The following is a 21963-nucleotide window of genomic DNA, read 5'->3' as shown; positions in this document are numbered from 1 at the left end:
GCGGCCGCGGTGCTGTACCCCGCCGCCTCCGCTAGGGTGATCACCACGACCGACCGAGGAGGTGAGACCCGTTTCCGTTCCGCCAACCCGGGTGCTCGCCTCCGGCGACGAGTGAGCCGCGAGCGCCCGTTTCCCCCGTGAAAGGCGCTCTTTCGTGTCCGTCGATTCCGAAACCGTCGTCGCCGGCCGCCTGCGCGCCGCCGGCTGCGTCTTCGCCGAAGACGAGGCCCGGCTGCTGCTGGCCGCCGCGGCCACCCCGGCCGAGCTGGAGACCCTGACCGCCCGCCGGATCGCCGGCGAACCGCTCGAACAGGTCCTCGGCTGGGCCGGGTTCCGCGGCCTGCGCATCCACGTCGAACCGGGCGTGTTCGTGCCCCGGCGGCGCACCGAGCTGCTGGTCGAGGAGGCGGTCCGGCTCGCCCCGGCGCGTCCGGTGGCCGTCGACCTGTGCTGCGGCTCCGGCGCGCTGGGCGCCGCGCTGGCCGCGGAACTCGACCTCGCCGAGCTGTACGCCGCCGACCTCGACCCGGCCGCGGTGCGGTGCGCGCGCCGGAACGTGCCCGGTGCGGTGTTCGCAGGCGACCTGTACGCCGCGCTGCCGGACGAGCTGCGCGGGCGGGTGGACCTGCTGGTCGTGAACGTGCCGTACGTACCCACCGAAGCTGTCGCGCTGATGCCGCCGGAAGCACGCCTGCACGAACCCCAGCTGGCACTCGACGGCGGCGCCGACGGCCTGGACATCGCCCGCCGCGTCATAGCCGGTGCCCCGGCCTGGCTCGCGCCGGGCGGGCACCTCCTGATCGAAACGAGCGAACGCCAGGCGCCGGCACTGGTCCGCGCCGCCACCGGCGCCGGACTGGTCCCGCGTGTGGCGACCTCCGACGAGCTGGACGCCACGGCGCTCGTGGCCCGCCGGGGGCGGGGGCTAGGCGGGAGCTGAGCGGAGGCCGCGGAGCACGGGTTCGAGGTTGGCGACCGTGGCGGCGACGGCCGCACGCGCGTCGCCGCGTTCGAGGGCGTCCAGGAGGTCGGCGTGGGCGGCGGAGGAGTCCGGCAGCTGCGTCTCGTGGCGAACCAGGTCGGTCAGGATCTCGCGCAGCACCGGCTCCGCGGCCGTGAACAGGCTGAGCAACAGCGCGTTGCCGGACAGCTCCACCACGCCGCGGTGGAAGGCGAGATCGGCGTCGACGAACACCGCCGGGTCCGCGCCACGCTCGTCCTGCCGTTTCCGCAGGCCGGCGCGCAGACGCTCGACGTCCTCGGGCCGGACCCGCCGTGCGGCGAGCCGCGCCGCCTCGACCTCGAGCGCACGGCGGACCTCGTACACCTCGAGCACCCGCGCGCGCCGCACCAGCCGGCGCACGTCGCCGGTGTCGGCCGTCCCGGCGGCGACGAACGTGCCGGAGCCGTGCCGGACGTCCAGGAGCCCGTCCTGGACCAGCAGGCGAACCGCCTCCCGCACCGACGAGCGCCCGACCCCGAACTCCGCGGCGAGCTGGACCTCGTTGGGCAGCCGGTCGCCGGGCCGCCAGTCACCGCGCCGGAGCCGCTGCCGCAGCAGGCTCGCGACCTGGGGCACGACCGGTCCACGGCGCAGCTCCGTCATGGGCGCACGGTAGCACTGCAGACGTCTGAGGACTCACGTGCGGAGCAGCAGCCCGGTCCTCCTGCGGCCACGGCAGATCCGGCAGGTCAGGGCCGGGGGAGATGCGTGCTGTGCGCGTCGAACGCGCAGCGCAGTTGCCGTTCGGTCAGCAGGAACAGGAACGGCCGCCCGGCGCAGCGCGCGCACACGGTCGCGCAGGCCACGTCGTAGCCGTCGGGGCGGCTGAACACCGACGTGGCCACCCGCAGGTCCTCCGTCGAGCCGCAGCCGTCGCAGGTGGGCGCGATGGGGCAGTCGCTGTGGTCGGTGAGGGACTCGCGGGGCGGGTCGAACGCGAGGTTGTCCAGGTCGTCCGCGTCCTCCCAGGCCGGGTGCTGGTCGAGGAGCCGCCGCCAGCGGCTCTGCAGCTTGGTCGCCATCGCACGGTCCTTTCGTCGCTCCGGCCTCCCATGCTCGGCCGCCGCGAAGCCCACGGCGGCGTTGACACACGACCGGGCCACCAGAACGACCTGACCGGGTGACAGCGGGACCAAATCCTCTGGCCGCGTCCCCGTGGCCGGGCCTAGCGTCGGTGACCCATCGAGCCATGGCAGGAGACGGCGATGAGCGGCAGGATCGTCCACTTCGAAATCCCGTTCGACGACGGCGAACGCGCGCGCGGCTTCTACCGCGAGGCGTTCGGCTGGAACGTCACCGAGATGCCGGACATGAACTACACCAGCGTGGCCACCGGCCCGACCTCCGAGCAGGGCATGCCGAGCGAACCCGGCTTCATCAACGGCGGCATGTTCGCGCGCGAGGAGTCGGCCCCGAAGAGCCCGGTGATCACCATCGACGTGGCGAGCATCGACGAGACGCTGGGGAAGGTCGAGCAGCTCGGCGGCGCCAAACTGGTGGGCCGCACCGAGATCCCGGGCATGGGGTGCTACGCGTACTTCACCGACACCGAGGGCAACGTCATCGGCCTGTGGGAGAACCTGCCGCAGAGCTGACGCGCGCCTCGGTCCAGGCGCGGGCGAGGATTTCCTCGCCCGCGCCGGCGGGGGACTGGTCCGAGGAGTCGAGCCACAGTCCGAGGCGGGGCGTGTCACGCCGGAGCACCGCGTCGAGCTGGGTGATCGCCCAGTCGTCGTAGGCGGTCTTGCCGCGCCCCTCCTCGCGGGCGGCGATGGCTTCGGGCCGCGGCGCGAGCACGACCACCAGCAGGGGCCGCCGCCGGATCAGCTCGACCATCTCGCCGAGGTGTTCCCCGAGAACGACGTCCTGCGCGACGACCGTGAACCCGGCGTCGAAGTAGGCGTCGCAGGTGGCCGCGGTGAGGCGGTGACGCAGGCGGAGCTGCCGGACCGCCGCTTCGGCGGAGGGGTCCGGGCTCATGTCGGCGCGCCCGTTGACGATCATCCGGCGGAACCCGTCACCACGCACGTGCACCGACCGGGGAAGCCGCTCGGCGAGCATCTGCGCGACGGTGGACTTGCCGGCCGCCTGGATCCCGGTGAGCAGGACGATCGCCGGCTCGGACGGCAGGGACACGAGAACCTCCGGAACAGGGCAGCTCAACGGCTGCGGCGTGCGTGGGCGGCGACGCGGGCGCGGTTGCCGCAGACTTTGCTGTCGCACCAGCGGCGGTCGGCGCGGGCGGAGACGAAGACCTTGTGACAGCCACCGCCCTGGCATCGCCGCAGGTGCGCGATCTGCGGGCCGAGCAGGAAGTCCACCACCGCGCGGCCGAGCACCTGCGGGACGGCCTCCGGTCCGGCGTCGTCCACCGCGACACCGCCGGCCGCGGGCCGCACGCGGAACTCCGCGCGGGCGAGCCCGGGTGCGGTGGCGAACGCCAGTTCTCCGGCCGGCGGTGCTTCGCCGGCCGCGAGGTGGTGCAGAACGACCTGTGTGGCGTCCCGTCGCGCGAGAACCTCCGGCAGCGCGTCCGGCGGCATCGCGGCTACGCACGCGGCCAGGGCGGGCCAGGGCCGGGCCCACGCCCGGAACCGCTCGACGGTCGCGATCCGGTCCCGCCCGGGCGAGGACCGGGTGTTGGCGAAGGCCAGTGCCAGGGGTTCGGTCATCGACGACACCGTACCAAACTAATGGGTTGACTCATTAGTTCGGCTCGTGCGAGCCTCTGGTCATGGTGACGATCTCCCGGGAAACGGGCGCCCAGACCGAAGCCCGGCTGCGCCGGGTGTTCCGCGCGAGCACGATCGACTGGCTGCCCGGGGCCTGGTCCTTCGTCGAAGGTGCGGATGCCGTCCGCCGTGCGGACGCGATCGCGCTCGTCCGCGACGAAGGCCGCCCCAGCGCCCTGTGCCCGGCCGCCGGAGCTGGTGAGCGGTTCGCGGTGTTCCGCGTCGTGCTCCCGAAGGGCGCCGACGACAGCGGGTTCGTGGGCTGGCTGTCCTCTCGCGTCAAGGCCTCGACCGGGAGCGGCTTGTTCGTGATCTGCGGGCAGAACAGCGAGCGCGGCGGGATCTTCGACTACTACGGGGTTCCCGAGGCCGCGGCCGGGCCCGTCCGGGAGCTGCTCGACCGCCTGTCCGGCACCGGTTTCCTGGACGGCGTCGTGCTGCGCACCGTCGCGACGGCGGAGAGCTCGGCGCTCGGCCCCGGGACCGTCTTCTGCTTCGACCAGAACGGCGAGGCGATCACCGCGCGCTACGGCGGCGGCGGGATCGCCGACGGCTGGCTGGCCGGCACCCTCGACGGCGCCCGGGCCCGCTTCCACTACCTGCAGATCCAGACCGACGGGACCGTCGACAGCGGCCACTCGGAGGGCGAGGTGACCCGGTTGCCCGACGGACGGTGGCGCCTCACCGAGCACTTCACCTGGGCGACCCGCGAAGGTGGGGGAACCAACCGGCTCGAGGAGTAGCCCCCGGCCTCCTCGAGGATCGCCAGGTGCCGGGACAGGTTCCCGGCACCTGGCGAGGGTCCGGCGCAGGTATCCGAAGTCCACCTGCCCGGCCTCGGCGGCGATCGTGAGGATGCCGAGCCGGTGCCGCTGGTGCACGGTCTCGTCCAGGCCCGCCGCGGGGTGCTCGCTCACGCGCGCGCCCGCCGCTCGTGCCACGCCGCGACCGCGCCGCCCGCGAGCAGGACCAGCCCCGCGACGAGGCCGAAGACCATCGCGGCGGCGGTGGTGACGCCGCGCGCGGTCCGGCTATCGAGCTTCGAGCGGAGCGACAGGGCTCCGCCGACTGCGAGGTTCGCCGAACCACACACCCGCGACGACGAACAGCGGCGGGCGGGCGGCGGTCCCCAGCGGCGCGAGCACGCCGAACAGGATCAGCGGCGGGACGTAGGCGTGCCGGTCCGCCCGGGCCCGCGCCCGGAGCCGCGCCATCTCGTCGAGCAGGTTGGCCGGGGGAGGGGACCGAGCAGACGGATTTCCCCTGATCAACGGACGGGCACGGTGACCCGACCACGGGCGAAACCGGGCGCATGAGCCGCCCCGGCCGGTCGTCTGGGAATCCTGGACCGGGCAGAACGGGCGGCCGCGCTTGCGCCCGCCGGGTACGCCTAGGAGCTTTTGCGATGGGCGGCGTTGAAGCGCGCCTTCTTCTGGCGATTCCCGCACGTGTTCATGTCACACCACTTGCGGGTGCGGCTCTGGCTGGTGTCGAAGAAGGCAGCCCGGCAGGTCGCCGATGCGCACAAGGCCAGCCTGCCGTCCCGTTCGCCGGCGATGATGCTGATCGCGTCGGCGGCGATCACGCCCAGGGCGTCTTCCACGCGGGTTGCCGAGCTGAGTTGCCATCGCCGCTTGCCCTCGGGCGTCAGGACAGCCGCGGCCCTGCCCTGAGCGCTGCGGTCGTTGATGACTCGGACAGCGGACGCGGGGAGAGGGTCGTGGAGCGCGGCCGCTGTCGCGGCGGCGTGAATCGATTCCCGTAGTTCCCGGGCGAGTTCGAGCTGGGCTGTGGTGCAGGACTCCACGGCGAGGCCGCTCACCGCCAGCCAATCGACGAGTCGTTGCGGGACGGGAATGCGCTCCACCGGCTTGCCGTGCCGCTCCGACAGAGTTCCCGTGAAGCTGGTCGCCAGCACGGGGCCGAGGCGGAAGTCAGGGAACCCAGCCGGCATGGAACCACCTTAGCAGGTTGCCCCCGGCACGAAGACCTGTTAGAACCGTCTTAGCCGGTTCCACGACGCTGAGGAGGTCTCATGCCCGAGGTAGAAGCATTCGAAGCCCACGCACCCGACGCCGACCTCGACGATCTGCGCGCGCGACTGGCCGCCGCGCGGCTGCCGGAGGCCGAGACGGTCTACCGGGCCGCGCCCGATCCGCGGCGGTGGGACCAGGGCGTTCCGCTCGCCGACCTCACCGAGCTCGTGGGCTACTGGCGCACCGGGTACGACTGGCGGTCGTTCGAAGCGCGGCTCAACCGGATCGGCCAGTTCCGCACGACGATCGACGATGTGGGAATCCATTTCCTGCACCGCCGATCCGCGCGGGCGGATGCCACTCCGCTGATCGTGACGCACGGCTGGCCGGGCAGCGTTGCCGAGTTCATCGACGTGGCGGACGAGCTGGCGGATCCGGAAGACGCGGACGCGCCGGCGTTCCACGTCGTGGTGCCCTCGCTGCCGGGGTTCGGTTACAGCGACAAGCCGGCCACCACGGGGTGGGCACCGAAAAGATCGCGGCCGCCTGGGCGGAGCTGATGGGACGGCTCGGCTACCGCGAGTTCCTGGCCCACGGCGGCGACTGGGGAGGCGTGATCACCACGATCCTCGGTGGCCGGTTCCCGGAGCACGTTCTCGGCATCCACACCACGACCGCGCAGGCGCCGCCCGGGCTGACAGCCGACGGGCTGACGGCGGTCGAGCGCGCGTGGACCGAGGAAACCCACCATTTCTGGCACCACCACGCGGCGTACGCGAAGCAGCAGGCGACCCGGCCGCAGACGATCGGCTACTCGCTCGTCGACTCACCGGTCGGGCTCCTTGCCTGGATCCTGGACAAGTTCGCCGAATGGTCGGACACCGAAGACAGCCCGTTCGAAACGATTTCCCGGGACCGCGTGCTCGACAACGTCACCCTGTATTGGCTGACGTGGTCCGGCGCGTCATCGGCGCGCATCTACTACGAAAGCCACAACTCGCTGGACCCCGACCTGCGGGTCGACGTCCCGTCCGCGATCACGGTGTATCCCCGCGACATCGAGAAGTACCCGCGCCCCTGGGCGCAGCAGCGGTTCCGCCAGATCGTCCGATGGAGGGCACCCGAAACCGGGGGACACTTCCCATCGCTGGAGATGCCCGGGTATTTCGTCAAGGACCTGCGAGAGGGTCTCGCGGCAGTGCTGGCCGCTCAGCGCTGAACCCCGATCCAGCGGTGTAGCCGTGGAGTGCTTCCCATCGGATGTCGTGGGCGGCCGGCCAGAGGTCTGCCACCCAGATTCGTCCGCGATGAGCACTCACCAGAGCACTCAAATTCCGCCTGCGCCGCAGCGTGTTGAGGGTGGTGAGTGTGGGGCGACGCCCGCCTCTGATGCAGCTACTTGACATAATGTGCATTATCGGCGACCGCGACAACGTCGGAAAGAGGGGCACAGCGCGGTGAGGTTCGGGTTCGGTGGCGAGGTCGGACAGCAAAGCGGCCGGACTCGACCGTGATGTCCCATTGCGGCGGCGGCTCCCCGCCAAGTGGGTGGTAATCCGCTTGGCGAGCCCTCTCGCCCGTGCTGGGATGCGCCCGATGGATGCTTCTGAAGTACTCGCTCTCTTCGACCGTCAGATGCGGCGGGATGCCCTCCCGGACGCACCCGGCGCCGGGATCGAGCGGGTCGGCAAGGTGGTGCGGCAGGTCGGCGTTAAGGGCGGCTGGAGCGCAGTCGTCTGGTCCGGCCTGGACGCGGCCACGGCGCGGTCGGCGATCGCCGAGCAGGTGCAGTTCTTCGCTGAGCTTGGCCGCGAGTTCGAGTGGAAGCACTACTCGCACGACCAGCCGGACAATCTCGGCGAGCTGCTGCTGGCGGCCGGGTTCGAGGCTGGGTCCGGAGAGGCCCTGATGATTGCCCGGATCGCCGACTTGCCCGATGGCGGCGGACTGCCCGAGGGTGTCCGGCTGCATCCGGTGACCACGCCAGCCGACGTGGAGCTCATGCTGTCCGCGCACGAGGAAGCGTTCGAGACGACCGCGGACTGGCTACGGCCGAGCCTGCTCGACATGCTGGCCGAGAGCCCGGGGACCGTCAGCATGGTCGTCGCGATGGCCGGCGACGTGCCGGTCGGCGAGCCGCGGCTGGAACTGCACCCGGGCACTGAGTTCGCCAGCCTCTGGGGCGGTGGCACCGTACCCGCCTGGCGCGGCCGCGGGATCTACCGGGCGTTGGTTGCACACCGCGTCGAGGTCGCCGCCCAGCACGGCTACCGCTATGTGCAGGTGGACGCCTCCGACGAGAGCCGGCCGATCCTCCACCGGCTCGGCTTTACCGCTCTGGGCACCACGACCCCGTACGTCTACAAGCCGTAACCGGCACCGGCTCCCCCGCGCTCAGGAACCCACGTACTCGGCCAGGTGCTCACCGGTCAGCGTGGATCGCTTGCTGACCAGCTCCGCCGGCGTGCCCTCGAACACGATCGAGCCGCCGTCGTGGCCCGCGCCGGGGCCCAGGTCGATGATCCAGTCCGCGTGGGCCATCACGGCCTGGTGGTGTTCGATCACGATGACCGACTTGCCGGCGTCCACGAGCCGGTCCAGCAGGGCCAGCAGCTGCTCGACGTCGGCCAGGTGCAGGCCCGTCGTCGGCTCGTCGAGGACGTACACGCCGCCCTTCTCCCCCATGTGGGTGGCCAGCTTGAGCCGCTGCCGCTCCCCACCGGACAGCGTCGTCAGCGGTTGCCCCAGCGTCAGGTACCCGAGCCCGACGTCGGCCAGGTGGGTGAGGATCTTGTGGGCCGCCGGCACCTTCGACTCGCCGTCCGCGAAGAACGGGAGCGCCTCGGCCACCGGCATCGCGAGCACCTCGCTGATGTCGCGCCCGCCCAGCTTGTACTCCAGCACCTCGGCCTGGAACCGCTTGCCCTCGCACTCCTCGCAGGTGGTGGCCACGCCGGCCATCATCGCGAGGTCGGTGTAGATCACGCCGGCACCGTTGCAGGCCGGGCACGCGCCCTCGGAGTTCGCGCTGAACAGCGCGGGCTTGACGCCGTTGGCCTTGGCGAACGCCTTGCGGATCGGCTCCAGCAGCCCGGTGTAGGTGGCCGGGTTGCTGCGCCGCGACCCCTTGATCGCGCCCTGGTCGACCGTCACGACCCCGTCCCGGCCGGACACCGAGCCGTGGATCAGCGAACTCTTCCCCGACCCGGCCACGCCGGTCACGACGACCAGCACGCCGAGCGGGATGTCCACGTCCACGTCGCGCAGGTTGTGCTTGTTCGCGCCGCGGACCTCCAGCTTGCCGGACGGCTCACGCACCGACGGCTTGAGCGCGGCCCGGTCGTCCAGGTGCCGCCCGGTGAGCGTGCCGCTGGCCCGCAGCCCCTCGACGGTGCCTTCGAACACCACTTCCCCGCCCTCGGTGCCGGCGCGCGGGCCGAGGTCGACGACGTGGTCGGCGATCGCGATCGCCTCCGGCTTGTGCTCGACCACCAGCACCGTGTTGCCCTTGTCGCGCAGCTGCAGCAGCAGGTTGTTCATGCGCTGGATGTCGTGCGGGTGCAGCCCGATGGTCGGCTCGTCGAAGACGTAGGTGACGTCGGTGAGCGAGGACCCGAGGTGGCGGATCATCTTGGTGCGCTGCGCCTCGCCGCCGGAGAGGGTGCCGGAGGGCCGGTCGAGGCTGAGGTAGCCGAGCCCGATCTCGACGAACGAGTCCAGGGTGTGCCGCAGGGATTCCAGCAGGGGCGCCACGGACGGCTCGTCCAGGCCCTTGACCCACTCGGCGAGGTCGCTGATCTGCATGGCGCACGCGTCGGCGATGCTGAGGCCGTCGATCTTCGACGACCGGGCCTGCGCGGACAGGCGGGTGCCGTCGCACTCCGGGCAGGTGGCGAAGGTGACGGCGCGCTCGACGAACGCGCGGATGTGCGGCTGCAGCGCTTCGGCGTCCTTGGACAGCATCGACTTCTGGATCTTCGGGATCAGGCCCTCGTAGGTGAGGTTGATGCCGTCGACCTTGATCTTCGTCGGTTCCTTGTAGAGCAGGTCGTTGAGTTCGCGCTTGGTGTACTTGCGGATGGGCTTGTCCGGGTCGAAGAAGCCGCAGCCGCTGAAGATGCGGCCGTACCAGCCGTCCATGCTGTAGCCGGGGATGGTCAGCGCGCCCTCGTTGAGGGACTTGCTGTCGTCGTAGAGCTGGGTGAGGTCGATGTCGGAGACCCGGCCCATGCCCTCGCAGCGCAGGCACATGCCGCCGGTGACGTTGAAGCTGCGGCGCTCCTTCACGGTCCGCCCGGCGCGTTCCACGGTGACCGCGCCCGCGCCGCTGATCGAGGCGACGTTGAAGGAGAACGCCTGGGGCGAGCCGATGTGCGGCTTGCCAAGACGGCTGAACAGGATGCGCAGCATCGCGTTGGCGTCGGTGGCGGTGCCCACGGTGGAGCGCGGGTTGGCGCCCATCCGCTCCTGGTCGACGATGATCGCGGTGGTGAGCCCGTCGAGCACGTCGACCTCGGGTCTGGACAGCGTCGGCATGAAGCCCTGCACGAAGGCGCTGTAGGTCTCGTTGATGAGCCGCTGCGATTCGGCGGCGATCGTGCCGAACACCAGGGAGCTCTTGCCCGAGCCGGACACACCGGTGAACACGGTCAGCCGGCGCTTGGGCAGCTCGACGCTGACGTCCTTGAGGTTGTTCTCGCGCGCGCCGTGCACCCGGATGCGGTCGTGGCTGTCGGCGGCGTGCGTGGCAGGCCCCTGCGTGTTCTTCCGGGCGGCCTTGGTCATGGGGTCTCCTGGGAGGGTGGGGCGTGGCCGGCGGTCGCCGGCCACGCGATGGGGTCAGCTCAGCTGCTGGATGCGGACCATGTTGCCCGCGGGGTCGCGGAAGGCGCAGTCGCGCACGCCGTAGGGCTGGTCGACCGGCTCCTGGACGACCTCGGCGTCGCGGGCCTGCAGGCGTTCGAAGACGCCGTCGAGGTCCTTGGTGGCGAGGTTGATGCTGGCGAAGGTGCCCTTGGCCATCATCTCGGAGATGGCGTTGCGCTCGTCGTCGGTGATGCCGGGGGTGGCCTCCGGCGGGTACAGCACGATGGAGACGTCCTGGCCGGGCGGGCCCACGGTGATCCAGTGCATGCCGTTGAAGCCGACGTCGTTGCGGACCTCGAAGCCGAGGACGTCGCGGTAGAAGGCGACGGCGGCGTCCCGGTCGTTGTGCGGGAGGTAGGTGGCGTGAATGCTGATGTCCATGGCGGCCACACTATTTCCGGGCCGCCGGCGGCGCTTCTCGATTCCTGACCGGTCTGGTGACCTGCTTGGCGATGCACGCGGGCATGCCCAGCGTCGCGTCGGCGGCCTGGGCGCGGTAGGCGCTGGGTGGCATGCCGACCAGTTCGGTGAAGCGGGTGCTGAAGGTGCCCAGTGACGAGCAGCCGACGGCGAAGCAGACCTCGGTGACGCTCAGGTCGCCCCGGCGCAGCAGCGCCATCGCGCGTTCGATGCGCCGGGTCATGAGGTAGGAGTAGGGCGATTCGCCGTAGGCGCGCTTGAACTCCCGGCTGAGGTGCCCGGCCGAGACGTTCACGCCGCGGGCGAGCGCCTCGACGTCCAGCGGCTGCGCGTACTCCCGGTCGATCCGGTCCTTGACACGGCGCAGCATCGCGAGGTCGCGGAGGCGCTGGGCCTCGCCGGTACTCCTGGTCACCTGCGGAATCGTGCCATACCGGGCGCCGCCGCGGAGGCGGAATCGGCGCACCGGCCGTCGCGGTTCAGCTCACGGGCCGTTCGAAGGTCACCAGGATGCCCTCGACACCACCCGGCCCGAGACGGCCCTTCACGTCCGCCGTGGTGATGGCCTTGAGGCGCCAGCCCTGGGCGGCCTGGTCGTTGAGCACCTTCTCCAGCCGGGCGCCGGACATCTTGCCGCCGATGAGCTTCTCGCGCAGCTCGACCACCTTGTACTCGTACCGCTCCGCCATGCCGACGATCATCCCGGCCCGCGGCGGTGGTGTCGACCCGGTGGGTCAGCGCAGCCGTTCCAGGTCGCGGGCCGGTTCGGCGAGTTCGCGGGCCATGCGGCGCAGCTCACCGGCGTCGGCGCCGTCGTCGGCAGCGGTGACGACGTCCTCGGCGGCGCAGCGCAGCTGGAACAGGCGGTCCTGCAGCGCGGTCAGCTCGGTGTCGGACAGCACGACGGCGTCTTCGGGCAGCCCGGTGCGCTGGACCGCGACCCGGCGTTCGTAGGCGCGTTGCCGGCAGGACTGCCCGCAGTACCGTCGCCGGCGGCCGGTGCTGCCCTGTTCGATCGGCCTGCCGCACCATCCGCAGTGCAGGACGGCGCCCGCCCGCCGCCGGCGTGGGGCCACCGCCTCGATCTGGTCCACCTGTCCGCTCACGCAGCAGACCCTAACCGGCCACTCCGCACTCATGCCTCGGCCACGCCGATGCCGCACACTGGTCGGGTGCAGATCAACCACCCGTACCTGAGCGGCACCCTGCCCCGCGCGTTCGCCCACCGCGGCTGGCACCTGGACGAGCTGGACGGGCTGGAGAACTCGCTTCCCGCGTTCCAGCGCGCGGCCGCCGAGGGCTACGCCTACGTCGAGACCGACGTGCACGCCACGGCCGACGGTGTGGTCGTGGTCCACCACGACGCGCTGCTGGACCGCACGACCGACGCGCACGGCCCGATCGCGAAGCAGACGTGGAAGGCCGTGCGGCAGGCCAAGATCGGCGGCCGCACACCGGTGCCGCGCCTGGAGGACGTGCTGGAGGAACTCCCCCAGACCCGGTTCAACATCGACATCAAGAGCGGCCGGGCGGTCGTGCCGTTCGTGAAGACGATCGAGCGGATGGGCGCGTTCGACCGGGTCGCGGCGGCCGCGTTCTCCGACACCCGGCTGGCCGCGATCCGCAAGCTGGCGGGGCCGAAGCTGATCACGTCGATGGGGCCGCGGTCGGCGGCCGTGCTGTGGGCCAGCGGGTGGCTGCCGTGGGCGCGGCTGGGCTTCCTGTGCCGGGGCGAGATGGCGCAGGTGCCCTCCCGGCAGGGCGCGATGACGGTGATCGACCGCGGGTTCGTGCGCAGCGCCGAGCGGGCCGGCGCCGAGGTGCACGCCTGGACGATCAACAACCGCGCCCACATGGAGCGGCTGCTGGACCTGGGTGTGCACGGCATCGTCACCGACCGGCCGGACGTGCTGCGCGAGGTGCTCACCGAGCGCGGCGCCTGGCCACCGGCGACCTAGCGCGGCGGCTTGCCCTCCCACGCCGCGTTCCACGTCTTGGGGCCCAGGCGCCCGGAGTCGTTGATGCCGTTGGCGCGTTGCAGGTCCAGGACGGCGTCGCGGGTCTTGTCGTAGTAGCAGCCGGTGCCGGTGAAGCCGTAGCCGAAGGCGTTCATCCGCAGCTGGAAGGTCTTGAGGGCGTCGGCGCAGTCGCCGTAGGCGTAGACGACTCCGGGCCAGGCGGGTTTGGTCACCGGCGCCGGGGCGGGGACTCCGCCGCCGCCGATGTAGGCGCTCTCGGCGTAGCTGGGGACGCGTTTGCTGCGGGCGTCCTTGTCGTTGCGCAGCCCGAGCATGCCGGCGCACTCCCAGGGCTGCCAGCCGCGCATGCGGTAGAGGTAGAGCGCCCGGTAGTCCTGCTCGGCGGGGGTGGCGAGGTCGGGGCGGCCCTTGCCGCCGACGCTGCGCCAGGTGGGCAGGTCGAACTGGTAGGCGCCGTAGTAGCCGTTGCCGGTGTTGACCGAGTAGCGGTTGCTGGACTCGCACATGCGCAGCTTCAGCCAGGTCGCCGCGCTCGGGTCGGCCGCCGCGGACGGGGCGGTGACCACCTGGACCCCCAGGGCGAGCAGCACCGCGAGCACGAGCCCGGCGCTCGCGCGGGCCGGGGGTCTCCACCGGGGCTTTCTCATGCGGCCACCGTAAGTTTGGACATCAGGAACCACAACTGTCACAACAAGCCCATCAGCATCACCGGCACCACCCGCCGGCCGGCCCCCGCCTCGCGCGCGGACCTGCGAACACCCCGGAAAACCGGACAAAGTGCTCCCCTTAGCGCCACTCCCCTGTCATCGGCACCCGGAGGCGGCGGCTCCGCTGTTTTCACCCGATCAAGGGAGCCGTCGGCGGGGCTGGATAGGGTCGTCGGTCGTGACCACCCCTGTCGACTCCGATCCCGACCCGACCGACGCCCTGTCCCCGCTGCCCTCGCGCAACGGCTCGGGCGTGCCGGCGCGGGGCAGGCTGCGGTTCTGCTACGGACCGATGGACTGCGGCAAGTCCACGCTGGCGCTGCAAATCGACCACAACCACGCGCGGCAGGGCCGGCGCGGGATGCTGCTGGTGCGGCACGACCGCTCGGGCGAGCCGCGGATCAGCAGCCGGATCGGGATCACGCGCGGGGCGACCGAGGTGGGCGCGGACACCGACCTGCGGCAGCTGGTCCGCCGCGAGTGGGTCGCCGGGCGGCACCTGGACTACCTGATCGTGGACGAGGCGCAGTTCCTGTCCGCCGAGCAGGTCGAGCAGCTGGCCGAGCTGGCCGACGAGGTGTCCCTGGACGTGTACTGCTTCGGCATCGCCACCGACTTCCGCGGCCGGCTCTTCCCGGGCGCGCGGCGGCTGTTCGAGCTGGCCGACGAGCTGCAGCCGGTGCAGGTGGAGGTGCTGTGCTGGTGCGGCGCGCCGGGGCGGTTCAACGCCCGGGTGGCTGACGGGGAGGTCCTCCGGGAGGGGGACACGGTGGTGGTCGCCGACACCGTTCCGGGGGTAGTTGAAAACACAAGTTCACCACACTGGGAGACGGAAGTGGCTACGTTGCGTTATCAAGTATTATGCCGCCGCCACTTCCGGCTCGGCGACCTCGGGCCCGCGACACCACGGCACGGTCAGCTACGACTGACCTGAACGGATCAGCCGCTCCCCCGCACGGGGGAATATGCCGAGAAGAGCACCACATCCGCGTCACGTCGCGCGCCGAATCACCTCTCAACAGAGGAAGCTGTTGCCGAGGGGTGACGCAGCTCATCGTGAGTAACGACATGGTGCGGTGGGAATTCCCAGTTGCCAGTAGCCGTTGCATAGGGTGAGCATCACCCTGGCTCTAGACCCGGAGCCGACTGAAAGGACGTCATCATGGCCGACCGTGTTCTCCGTGGAAGCCGGCTGGGAGCGGTCAGCTACGAGACCGACCGCAATCACGATCTGGCCCCGCGCCGGACGGTGCGTTACGCGTGTCCGAAGAACCACGAGTTCGAGGTGCCCTTCTCCGACGACGCCGAGATCCCCTCGGTGTGGGAGTGCCGCCTGCACGGCAGCGAGTCCGAGATCGTCGATGGCGCGCAGCCCGAGCAGAAGAAGGTCAAGCCGCCGCGCACGCACTGGGACATGCTGCTCGAGCGGCGGAGCATTCCCGAGCTCGAGGAACTGCTGAACGAGCGTCTCGCTGAGCTGAAGGGACGGCGTACGTCCAAGTCGGCGTAGCGCTCCTGCCTCTCCCACCACACCGAAGGCCCCCGTGTCCTCCCGCCACGGGGGCCTTCGCCTGTGCCGGCCCCGGTGGGTCCAGCCCCACCGGGGTGTGGGCCTGGACCGGTACTGCCGGGCACGGCGGCCCGCATAGCGTCGCCGGAACGACGAACGAGACAGTGCACAAGTGCCTGGTGATCTACGGCGTGATGAGTGGCGTCGTGCCGGCGACGGTGGCCGTCCTGCCGGTCGCGATCGTCGCGGTCGATCTGATCCCGGGTGTCTGCCCGGTCTGGTACGCCGCGATGCAGGGTGCGTCGGCGGTGCCGCTGATCGCGGTCGCCGTCCTCAGCCGAAGCGGCGCAGCAGCGTCCGCACCTGCTCGGCCCGGTGGCGAGCGCCCCACAGACCGACCCGCAGCAGGGCCTCGCGGATGATGGCGCCGCTCATCTTCGACTGGCCGATCTCGCGCTCGGTGAAGGTGATCGGCACCTCGACCACGTCGAACCCGGTGCGGACGGTGCGCCACGCGAGGTCGATCTGGAAGCAGTAGCCGCGCGAGGCGATCTCCTCCAGCGGCAGCTTCTCCAGCACCTCCCGCCGGTAGGCGCGGAACCCGGCGGTCACGTCCTTGATCCGCACGCCGAGCGCGAGCCGCGAGTAGAGGTTGGCCGCGCGGGAGAGCAGTTCGCGGTGCTTGGGCCAGTTCACCAGGCTGCCGCCGGGCACGTACCGCGAGCCGAGCACCAGGTCGGCGTCGCCGAGGGCGTCGAGCATCCGGGGCAGGTCCTCGGGGGCGTGCGAGCCGTCGGCGTCCATCTCGACGATCGTGCAGTAGTCGCGTTCCAGGCCCCACCGGAACCCGGCCACGTAGGCGGCGCCGAGGCCGGCCTTCTCGGTGCGGTGCAGCACGTGGACGCGGTCGTCACCGGCGGCGATCTTGTCGGCGAGCTCGCCGGTGCCGTCCGGGCTGCCGTCGTCGACGACCAGCGCGTGCACGGCGGGCAGCGCCCGGTGCAGCCGCTCCAGGACGACCGGCAGGTTGTCCCGCTCGTTGTAGGTCGGGATCACCACCAGCACCGGATCGATCGGTCGCGTCGGCCGTGGCGCGTGCGCCATCCCCTTGTTCCTCCCCCGCGGAGAACCTCACTCCGCCCTGGTCGCCGTCGTGCTCGTGACCCGGGTGCGGAAGCGGAGCACGAGCCCGGCCAGGATGGCGGCGATCGCCGCTGCGACCAGCCCGTACTCCGTCGAGGCCCCGAGTCGATCCGACAGCGTAGCCTGTGTGCGCAGCGGCACCTCCCCGACCAGGGAGGCGGCGGTGAACTGGCTGGTCGACTGCGTCACGGTGCCGTCCGGCTCGACCAGGGCGCTGACCCCGCTGGTGGCCGACACCACGACCGCGCGGCCGTGCTCGACGGCCCGCAGCCGCGCCATCGCCAGCTGCTGGTAGGTCATCTCGCTGTGCCCGTACCAGGCGTTGTTGGTGGGCAGCACGATCAGCTGGGCGCCGTCGTTGACCGCGTCGCGGGAGACGTAGTCGTAGGCGATCTCGTAGCAGATCGGCACGGCCACCCTGGTCCCGGCGATGTCGAGCACCGCGGGCGCGGTCCCGGCCCGCATGTCGCTGGTGTCGTCGACGAACGGGGTGAACCAGCGCGCGATCGACCGCGCGGGGACGAACTCGGCGAAGGGCACCAGCTCCTGCTTGCTGTAGCTCTCGCCGCGGCCGGTGACCGGGTCCCACACGAACTCGATGTTCTGGGTGCGCTGCCCGGGTTCGCGGTAGCGGGCGCCGATCAGGGTGGGGATGCCGAGGTCGCGCACCACCTGGTCGAGCACGGGGTCGGTGGTGGTGAGGTCGGTGGCGGTCTCCGGCCACACGATCAGGTCCGGCGCGGGCACGGCGCCGGAGCGGATGCGCGCGGCCAGCACTTCGCTCTGGGCGAGGTGGTTGGCGCGCAGGGCCGGTGACTCGTTGATCAGGTCGATGCCGACGTCGGGCGCGTTGCCCTGCACGGTGGCGACGGTGCGGGTACCGGCCTGCGCGCCGGTGCCGATCGTGGGCCACAACGCCAGCCCGGCGATCACCGGGACCACGGTGGCGATCACGGGCAGCCGCGCGGCGCGCCAGTCGCGGCGGGCGGCGTGCGCGAGCAGCGCGGCGAGGCCGAAGCCGGTCACCACGACGGCGAACCCGGTCAGTGGCGCGCCGCCGATCGCGGCGAGCGGGGTGAAGGCGCCCTCGGGCTGGCTGAACGCGACCCGGCCCCACGGGAACCCGCCGAAGGGCCACCAGCTGCGCGGGGTCTCGCTGGCGATGATCACCGCCGCCATCCACACCGGCGCGCCGGGCAGCCGAGCGGCGACGGTGCACAGGGCGGCCGCGAGCCCGAGGTAGGCGGCCAGGGCGGCGGACAGCCCGGCCCAGGGCGCCGGGCCGAACCCGCGGCCGAGGAAGTCCTGCAGCCAGAACAGCAGCGGCAGGTACAGGCCGAGCCCGAACACGAAGCCGTAGCCCAGGCCACCCCAGAACCGCCGTCCCCGCAGCACCAGGCCGAGCCCGGCGAACCCGAGCGGCGCGAGCCACCACAGGTCGCGGGGCGCGAAGGCGAGGTAGAAGACGAACCCGGACGCCGCGGCGAGCGCCAGGCGCAGCAGCCACGGCCGCCAGGCCCGCTTCTTCCGGGGAGGTGCCGACGGTCCGGCGGATTCGGCCACAGGTGCTGCCACGTGCTGAACTCTAGGCCGCGGAGGTGAACGCGTCGTAGAGAACCTCGCCCGCGCGGACGGTGCGCAGGCAGGACGGCAGCGGCGCGTCCGGGTCGAGCGGCGGCAGCGCGGGCACGCGGGAGCGCGGGTCGGTGGACCAGCGCTGGACCCGGGAGTCGGGTGCGGCGACGACGAGGTCGGCGGCGTCCCAGACGGCGTAGTGCGCGGGGGCGCCGGGGACCAGGCTGCCGGTGAGGCCGTCGGTGTCGCCGGCCGCGCGGTGGCCGCCGCGGGTGTGGGCGGTGAAGGCGGCGCGGGCGGACAGTCCGGAGCCGGGTGTGCGGTGGTGGATGGCGGCACGCACGCTCTCCCACGGCTGCAGCGGGGTGACCGGGCAGTCGGAGCCGAAGGCGAGCAGGACCCCTTCGGCGGCGAGCATCGCGAACGGGTTCATGCCCGCGGCCCGCCCGGCGCCCAGCCGCCGGGCGTACATGCCCTCCGGGCCGCCCCACAGCGCGTCGAACTGGGGCTGCATGGAGCCGGTGACGCCCCACCCGGCCAGGGCCTTCGCTTGCTCGGCGTCGATCATCTCCAGGTGTTCCAGCCGGTGGTGGCCGCCGGCCAGGGCCCGCTGGCCGACGGTCTTCTCGGCGAGCTGGAAGCCGCGGACGACCTCGGCCACCCCGGCGTCGCCGATGACGTGGAAGCCGGCCTGCAGCCCGGCTTCGGTGCACGCGATCAGGTGGGCGGCGATGGCGTCGGCGTCGAGGTAGCGGGCGCCGGTGGAGGAGGGTTCGTCGAGGTAGGGCTCGTGCAGCGCGGCGGTGCGGGAACCCAGGGCGCCGTCGACGAACAGGTCCCCGGCGAGGCCGCGCGCGCCGAGGCGGCGGGCGGTGCCGGCGGCTTCGAGTTCGCCCCAGTAGCCGACGACCTCGGGGTGGCCGGGTTCGGCGGCCAGGGCGAGGAGGTCGGCGAGGTCGTCCTCGCCGGAGATGTCGGGCCCGGCGCACTCGTGGACGCTGACGATGCCGCGGGCCGCGGCCAGCCGGAGGAACGCTTCCTGGGCGCGGCGTCGCTGCTCGCGGGTGAGCGCGGCGCGCACCGCGCCGCGGACGTGGTGGTGCGCGTCGCGGGTCAGGGGTCCCTCGGCGGACCAGCCGGCGGCGTCGCGGGCGGTGGGGGCGAGTCCGACCAGCGCAGTGGACACCAGCGCGGAGTGGACGTCGACGCGGCTGAGGTAGACGGGCACGCCGCCGGCGGCCTCGTCGATCTCGGCGCGGCTGGGCAGCCGGGGCGTGGTCCAGGTGGTTTCGTCCCAGCCGTGGGCGATGAGGACCTCGCCGGGGCGGGCGGCGGCGCGGATCGCGGCCAGCAGCCCGGCGGCGTCGGTGATCCCGCCGAGGTCCACCCCGGCCAGGTGGAGGCCGGTGGCGGTGGCGTGCACGTGGGCGTCGACGAAGCCGGGGGCGACGAACGCGCCGTCGAGGTCTTCCACGCGGGCGTCCGGGTGGAGGGCGCGCGCGGGGCCGTCCTGGCCGATCCAGACGATCGTGCCGTCCTTGACGGCCATCGCGGTGGCGTCGGGGTTGCTGGGCGAATGGATCCGCCCGCCCAGCAGGAGCGTGGTGCTGTCGTCGGTCACGGTGTCGAGTGTGCACGATGGGTCGCGACGAAAGCATTTACGTCGTATTGTCACTTTCACCGGAAGTTTTGACGCCACAGCGCCGACGAGGAGCAGAGTTGACTGCGATCCAGGAAGTCTCCCCCGCCGACACCACCGATGTCGCCGACCAGCCCTACGCCTACCGCCGCACCGAGCTGACCGAACCGGACTGGCGCCGGTTCCCCGGGTGGCGCGAGGTGACCGAGGCGCAGTGGCGGGACGCCCAGTGGCAGCGGGTGCACTGCGTGCGCAACATCAAGCAGCTGCGGGCGGTGCTGGGCGACCTCGTCGCGGACCGCTTCTACGACGACCTGGCCGCCGACCAGCGCGAGCTGGCGACGATGTCCATGCTGGTGCCGCCGCAGATGCTCAACACCATGTCGGTCGAGTCGACCGAGGCGTTCTACGCCGATCCGATCCGCCGCTACATGCTGCCGGTGCGCAGCGACCGCGACCCGGAGTGGCCCAGCCACCCGCACTCGGCGCGCGACTCGCTCCACGAGGCCGAGATGTGGGTGGTGGAGGGCCTGACCCACCGCTACCCCACCAAGGTGCTGGCCGAGCTGATCTCGACCTGCCCCCAGTACTGCGGCCACTGCACCCGGATGGACCTGGTGGGCAACTCGACCGAGCAGGTGGTCAAGCACAAGCTGGACCTCAAGCCGGCAGACCGCCAGGACGCGATGATCGGCTACCTGCGCCGCACCCCCGGGGTGCGGGACGTGGTGGTCTCCGGCGGGGACGTGGCGAACGTGCCGTGGCACCAGCTGGAGTCGTTCCTGATGCGGCTGCTGGACATCGAGACGGTGCGCGACATCCGGCTGGCGACCAAGGCGCTGGCCGGGATGCCGCAGCACTGGCTGCAGCCCAAGATCGTCGAGGGGCTGGAGCGGGTGGCCGGCACCGCGCGGCGGCGCGGGGTGAACCTGGCGATCCACACACACGTCAACCACGTCCAATCGGTGACGCCGCTGGTGGCCGAGGCGGCGCGGACCGCGCTGGAGGTCGGGGTGCGGGACGTGCGCAACCAGGGGGTGCTGATGCGCGGGGTGAACGCGACCCCGGCGGCGCTGCTCGATCTGTGCTTCGCGCTGCAGGGTGAGGCGAACATCCTGCCGTACTACTTCTACCTGTGCGACATGATCCCCAACGCCGAGCACTGGCGGCTGGCGGTGTGGGAGGCGCAGGACCTGCAGCACGCGATCATGGGCTACCTGCCGGGATACGCGACGCCCCGCATCGTGTGCGACGTGCCCTACGTCGGGAAGCGGTGGGTGCACCAGGTCGCCGAGTACGACCGGGAGCGCGGCATCTCCTACTGGACGAAGAACTACCGCACCGGAATCGAACACGCCGACCCCGAGGCGCTGCGCCGCCGCTACCCGTTCTACGACCCGATCTCCACGCTGCCCGAGCAGGGCCGCACCTGGTGGGCGGCGCAGGGCTGAGACGGACAGGCCGCGGCGATCCCGGCCCCGCGGGAGGCAGTCCACGAACGTGGTTGCCGGGTAGGCGACGAACGCGGCGTGCAGGATCCCTCCGGGCAGGCGGGTCGCGGCCAGTGAGCCGACGACGGCGCCGAGCGCGCGGACGCGATCAGCGGCCACACGCGGTCCCGGCGCACACGGCCGGCGCGGGCCTCGGTGACGGTGGCGGCCAGGGAGTTCACCACCATCACCGGTCGAAAGCGGCGAGGGTGCCTGGACCGTGCCCCCGGGGCCGCCGGTCCTCATCCCGCCGCGGAGGCCGCACCAGGTCCTGATACGTCAGCACCCGCAGCCTCTACCTCGAACCCGCCGCCGTGCCGGGGTTTCCCGCCCGGTGCCGGGTCGTCGCGGTTTTCCCACTGCTGCGGGGAACTGTTGTTCGGCACCGTCGGCATCGAGCCGGAGTACCGCGGCTGCGCGCCCCTGAGGGGAATTCCAGCGGCGGTGCCAGCGGGCCTGCGTCCTGCACGCGATCCGGCTCCTCGCGACCGGCGCGACCGTGACGGCGGTCGCCTCGGCGCTCGGTTACGACACGCCGGCCGCGCGCACGGTGATGGTCCGCCGCGAGACCGGGTTCCTCACACGTGCCGCAGCGCCTGGTTGAGCAGGTTGCCGCTGTGGTCGAGGCAGTCGTGGCAGATCACGGCGCCGGTTTGGGCACAGCGCATGCGCGGCAGGCCGCGGGTGAAGCCGAGGAAGGTGCGCCGGTCCGTGCGGTCGCAGAATTCGCACGGCGCTCCCCCGGCCCGGACCCGGTCCAGCTCCGTGCCACCCCGGCTGGTGCGCGGGCGGCCGTCGCGGACGAGGCCGAGCCCGGTTTCCACGCAGCGGGCGCAGATCGGCCCGGACGGACCGGGCACGCGGCGCTCACCGGCCGCCGGCGGGGTGTCGCAGAACCTGCACCGCATCGTCGGAGTCTTCCC

24 protein-coding genes and 1 pseudogene are annotated in these 21963 nt (G+C 72.0%); 9 read left to right on the top strand and 16 right to left on the bottom strand.

Annotation, left to right across the window (positions count from 1 at the left end):
• Positions 1–154: 154 nt before the first annotated feature.
• Entirely contained in the window at positions 155–940 is a 786-nt protein-coding gene (locus D0D28_RS00525; RefSeq protein ID WP_116109165.1) for a putative protein N(5)-glutamine methyltransferase, read from the top strand.
• Here D0D28_RS00525 and D0D28_RS00520 read toward each other — a convergent pair.
• On the bottom strand, positions 926–1606 hold the full coding sequence (locus tag D0D28_RS00520) for a FadR/GntR family transcriptional regulator (RefSeq protein WP_116109163.1): 681 nt from the start codon (positions 1604–1606) through the stop codon (positions 926–928). The genes D0D28_RS00525 and D0D28_RS00520 overlap by 15 nt on opposite strands.
• Before the next feature lie 86 nt (positions 1607–1692).
• Positions 1693–2025, bottom strand: a complete 333-nt coding sequence (locus tag D0D28_RS00515; protein ID WP_094002970.1) for a hypothetical protein — start codon at positions 2023–2025, stop codon at positions 1693–1695.
• A gap of 183 nt (positions 2026–2208) precedes the next feature.
• Between D0D28_RS00515 and D0D28_RS00510 the strand changes: the two genes are divergently transcribed.
• Positions 2209–2598: a VOC family protein gene (locus D0D28_RS00510; protein ID WP_094002969.1), complete on the top strand. Its 390-nt coding sequence runs from the start codon at positions 2209–2211 to the stop codon at positions 2596–2598.
• On the opposite strand, the gene D0D28_RS00505 is transcribed toward D0D28_RS00510, so the two are convergent.
• Together D0D28_RS00505 and D0D28_RS36445 are read right to left on the bottom strand one after the other, a co-directional pair.
• Complete coding sequence (locus D0D28_RS00505) at positions 2564–3139, bottom strand: AAA family ATPase (protein ID WP_167481491.1); 576 nt, start codon at positions 3137–3139, stop codon at positions 2564–2566. The two genes, D0D28_RS00510 and D0D28_RS00505, sit on opposite strands and share 35 nt — an antisense overlap.
• Positions 3140–3162: 23 nt before the next feature.
• Positions 3163–3675 (bottom strand): CGNR zinc finger domain-containing protein, encoded by a 513-nt coding sequence (locus D0D28_RS36445; RefSeq protein WP_116109160.1) that lies wholly within the window; start codon positions 3673–3675, stop codon positions 3163–3165.
• Between the two features lie 62 nt (positions 3676–3737).
• On the opposite strand from D0D28_RS36445, the gene D0D28_RS35435 reads away from it, so the two are divergent.
• A complete protein-coding gene (locus tag D0D28_RS35435) occupies positions 3738–4478 on the top strand; it encodes a DUF6196 family protein (RefSeq protein ID WP_162830945.1) in 741 nt (246 codons plus the stop codon).
• A 170-nt stretch (positions 4479–4648) separates the two neighbouring features.
• On the opposite strand, the gene D0D28_RS35430 is transcribed toward D0D28_RS35435, so the two are convergent.
• Positions 4649–4828 carry a hypothetical protein gene (locus tag D0D28_RS35430; RefSeq protein WP_162830944.1) on the bottom strand — a complete coding sequence of 60 codons (180 nt, stop codon included), beginning with the start codon at positions 4826–4828 and terminating at the stop codon, positions 4649–4651.
• A gap of 297 nt (positions 4829–5125) precedes the next feature.
• On the bottom strand, positions 5126–5689 hold the full coding sequence (locus D0D28_RS00485) for a CGNR zinc finger domain-containing protein (RefSeq protein ID WP_116109154.1): 564 nt from the start codon (positions 5687–5689) through the stop codon (positions 5126–5128).
• A gap of 81 nt (positions 5690–5770) precedes the next feature.
• Between D0D28_RS00485 and D0D28_RS00480 the strand changes: the two are divergent.
• Positions 5771–6930: pseudogene (locus tag D0D28_RS00480) on the top strand (epoxide hydrolase family protein).
• A 377-nt stretch (positions 6931–7307) separates the two neighbouring features.
• Positions 7308–8084, top strand: coding sequence for a GNAT family N-acetyltransferase (locus D0D28_RS00475; RefSeq protein WP_116109345.1), 777 nt, complete (start codon positions 7308–7310; stop codon positions 8082–8084).
• Positions 8085–8105: 21 nt separating this feature from the next.
• Here D0D28_RS00475 and D0D28_RS00470 read toward each other — a convergent pair whose 3' ends face one another.
• The 5 genes from D0D28_RS00470 to D0D28_RS00450 form a co-directional block, all read right to left on the bottom strand.
• The gene (locus D0D28_RS00470) at positions 8106–10496 is read right to left on the bottom strand and encodes an ATP-binding cassette domain-containing protein (RefSeq protein ID WP_116109152.1); all 2391 of its coding nucleotides are present in this window, start codon (positions 10494–10496) and stop codon (positions 8106–8108) included.
• Positions 10497–10550: 54 nt separating this feature from the next.
• The gene (locus tag D0D28_RS00465; protein ID WP_116109342.1) at positions 10551–10958 is read right to left on the bottom strand and encodes a VOC family protein; all 408 of its coding nucleotides are present in this window, start codon (positions 10956–10958) and stop codon (positions 10551–10553) included.
• Positions 10959–10968: 10 nt separating this feature from the next.
• Positions 10969–11367, bottom strand: a complete 399-nt coding sequence (locus D0D28_RS00460) for a helix-turn-helix transcriptional regulator (RefSeq protein ID WP_205413157.1) — start codon at positions 11365–11367, stop codon at positions 10969–10971.
• 109 nt (positions 11368–11476) lie between these two features.
• The gene (locus tag D0D28_RS00455; protein ID WP_116109339.1) at positions 11477–11686 is read right to left on the bottom strand and encodes a DUF4177 domain-containing protein; all 210 of its coding nucleotides are present in this window, start codon (positions 11684–11686) and stop codon (positions 11477–11479) included.
• 45 nt (positions 11687–11731) lie between these two features.
• Positions 11732–12103, bottom strand: coding sequence for a hypothetical protein (locus tag D0D28_RS00450; protein WP_205413150.1), 372 nt, complete (start codon positions 12101–12103; stop codon positions 11732–11734).
• 48 nt (positions 12104–12151) lie between these two features.
• Here D0D28_RS00450 and D0D28_RS00445 point away from each other — a divergent pair, with 48 nt between their 5' ends.
• Complete coding sequence (locus D0D28_RS00445) at positions 12152–12955, top strand: glycerophosphodiester phosphodiesterase (protein ID WP_429727773.1); 804 nt, start codon at positions 12152–12154, stop codon at positions 12953–12955.
• On the opposite strand, the gene D0D28_RS00440 is transcribed toward D0D28_RS00445, so the two are convergent.
• Entirely contained in the window at positions 12952–13623 is a 672-nt protein-coding gene (locus tag D0D28_RS00440; protein ID WP_116109141.1) for a transglycosylase family protein, read from the bottom strand. The genes D0D28_RS00445 and D0D28_RS00440 overlap by 4 nt on opposite strands.
• A gap of 238 nt (positions 13624–13861) precedes the next feature.
• On the opposite strand from D0D28_RS00440, the gene D0D28_RS00435 reads away from it, so the two are divergent.
• Positions 13862–14617 carry a thymidine kinase gene (locus D0D28_RS00435; protein ID WP_094002958.1) on the top strand — a complete coding sequence of 252 codons (756 nt, stop codon included), beginning with the start codon at positions 13862–13864 and terminating at the stop codon, positions 14615–14617.
• Positions 14618–14845: 228 nt separating this feature from the next.
• Positions 14846–15193: an RNA polymerase-binding protein RbpA gene (locus D0D28_RS00430; RefSeq protein ID WP_017982421.1), complete on the top strand. Its 348-nt coding sequence runs from the start codon at positions 14846–14848 to the stop codon at positions 15191–15193.
• Positions 15194–15526: 333 nt separating this feature from the next.
• Here D0D28_RS00430 and D0D28_RS00420 read toward each other — a convergent pair whose 3' ends face one another.
• The 3 genes from D0D28_RS00420 to D0D28_RS00410 are packed head-to-tail and all read right to left on the bottom strand — an operon-like array spanning position 15527 to position 19532.
• Positions 15527–16297: a polyprenol monophosphomannose synthase gene (locus D0D28_RS00420; RefSeq protein WP_116109136.1), complete on the bottom strand. Its 771-nt coding sequence runs from the start codon at positions 16295–16297 to the stop codon at positions 15527–15529.
• Positions 16298–16324: 27 nt separating this feature from the next.
• The gene (gene lnt / locus D0D28_RS00415; RefSeq protein ID WP_116109134.1) at positions 16325–17899 is read right to left on the bottom strand and encodes an apolipoprotein N-acyltransferase; all 1575 of its coding nucleotides are present in this window, start codon (positions 17897–17899) and stop codon (positions 16325–16327) included.
• 22 nt (positions 17900–17921) lie between these two features.
• On the bottom strand, positions 17922–19532 hold the full coding sequence (locus D0D28_RS00410; RefSeq protein WP_116109131.1) for an amidohydrolase: 1611 nt from the start codon (positions 19530–19532) through the stop codon (positions 17922–17924).
• Between the two features lie 98 nt (positions 19533–19630).
• Between D0D28_RS00410 and D0D28_RS00405 the strand changes: the two genes are divergently transcribed.
• A complete protein-coding gene (locus tag D0D28_RS00405) occupies positions 19631–21001 on the top strand; it encodes a KamA family radical SAM protein (RefSeq protein WP_116109128.1) in 1371 nt (456 codons plus the stop codon).
• Positions 21002–21618: 617 nt separating this feature from the next.
• Here the strand turns inward: D0D28_RS00405 and D0D28_RS00390 are convergent.
• Complete coding sequence (locus D0D28_RS00390) at positions 21619–21948, bottom strand: hypothetical protein (protein WP_094002953.1); 330 nt, start codon at positions 21946–21948, stop codon at positions 21619–21621.
• Positions 21949–21963 lie beyond the last annotated feature (15 nt).

This window comes from Amycolatopsis ruanii, assembly GCF_003385175.1.
GTDB lineage: Bacteria > Actinomycetota > Actinomycetes > Mycobacteriales > Pseudonocardiaceae > Amycolatopsis_E > Amycolatopsis_E thermalba.
Note: the sequence above shows the minus strand (reverse complement) of the source record. Positions and strands in the feature narration are given on the sequence as shown.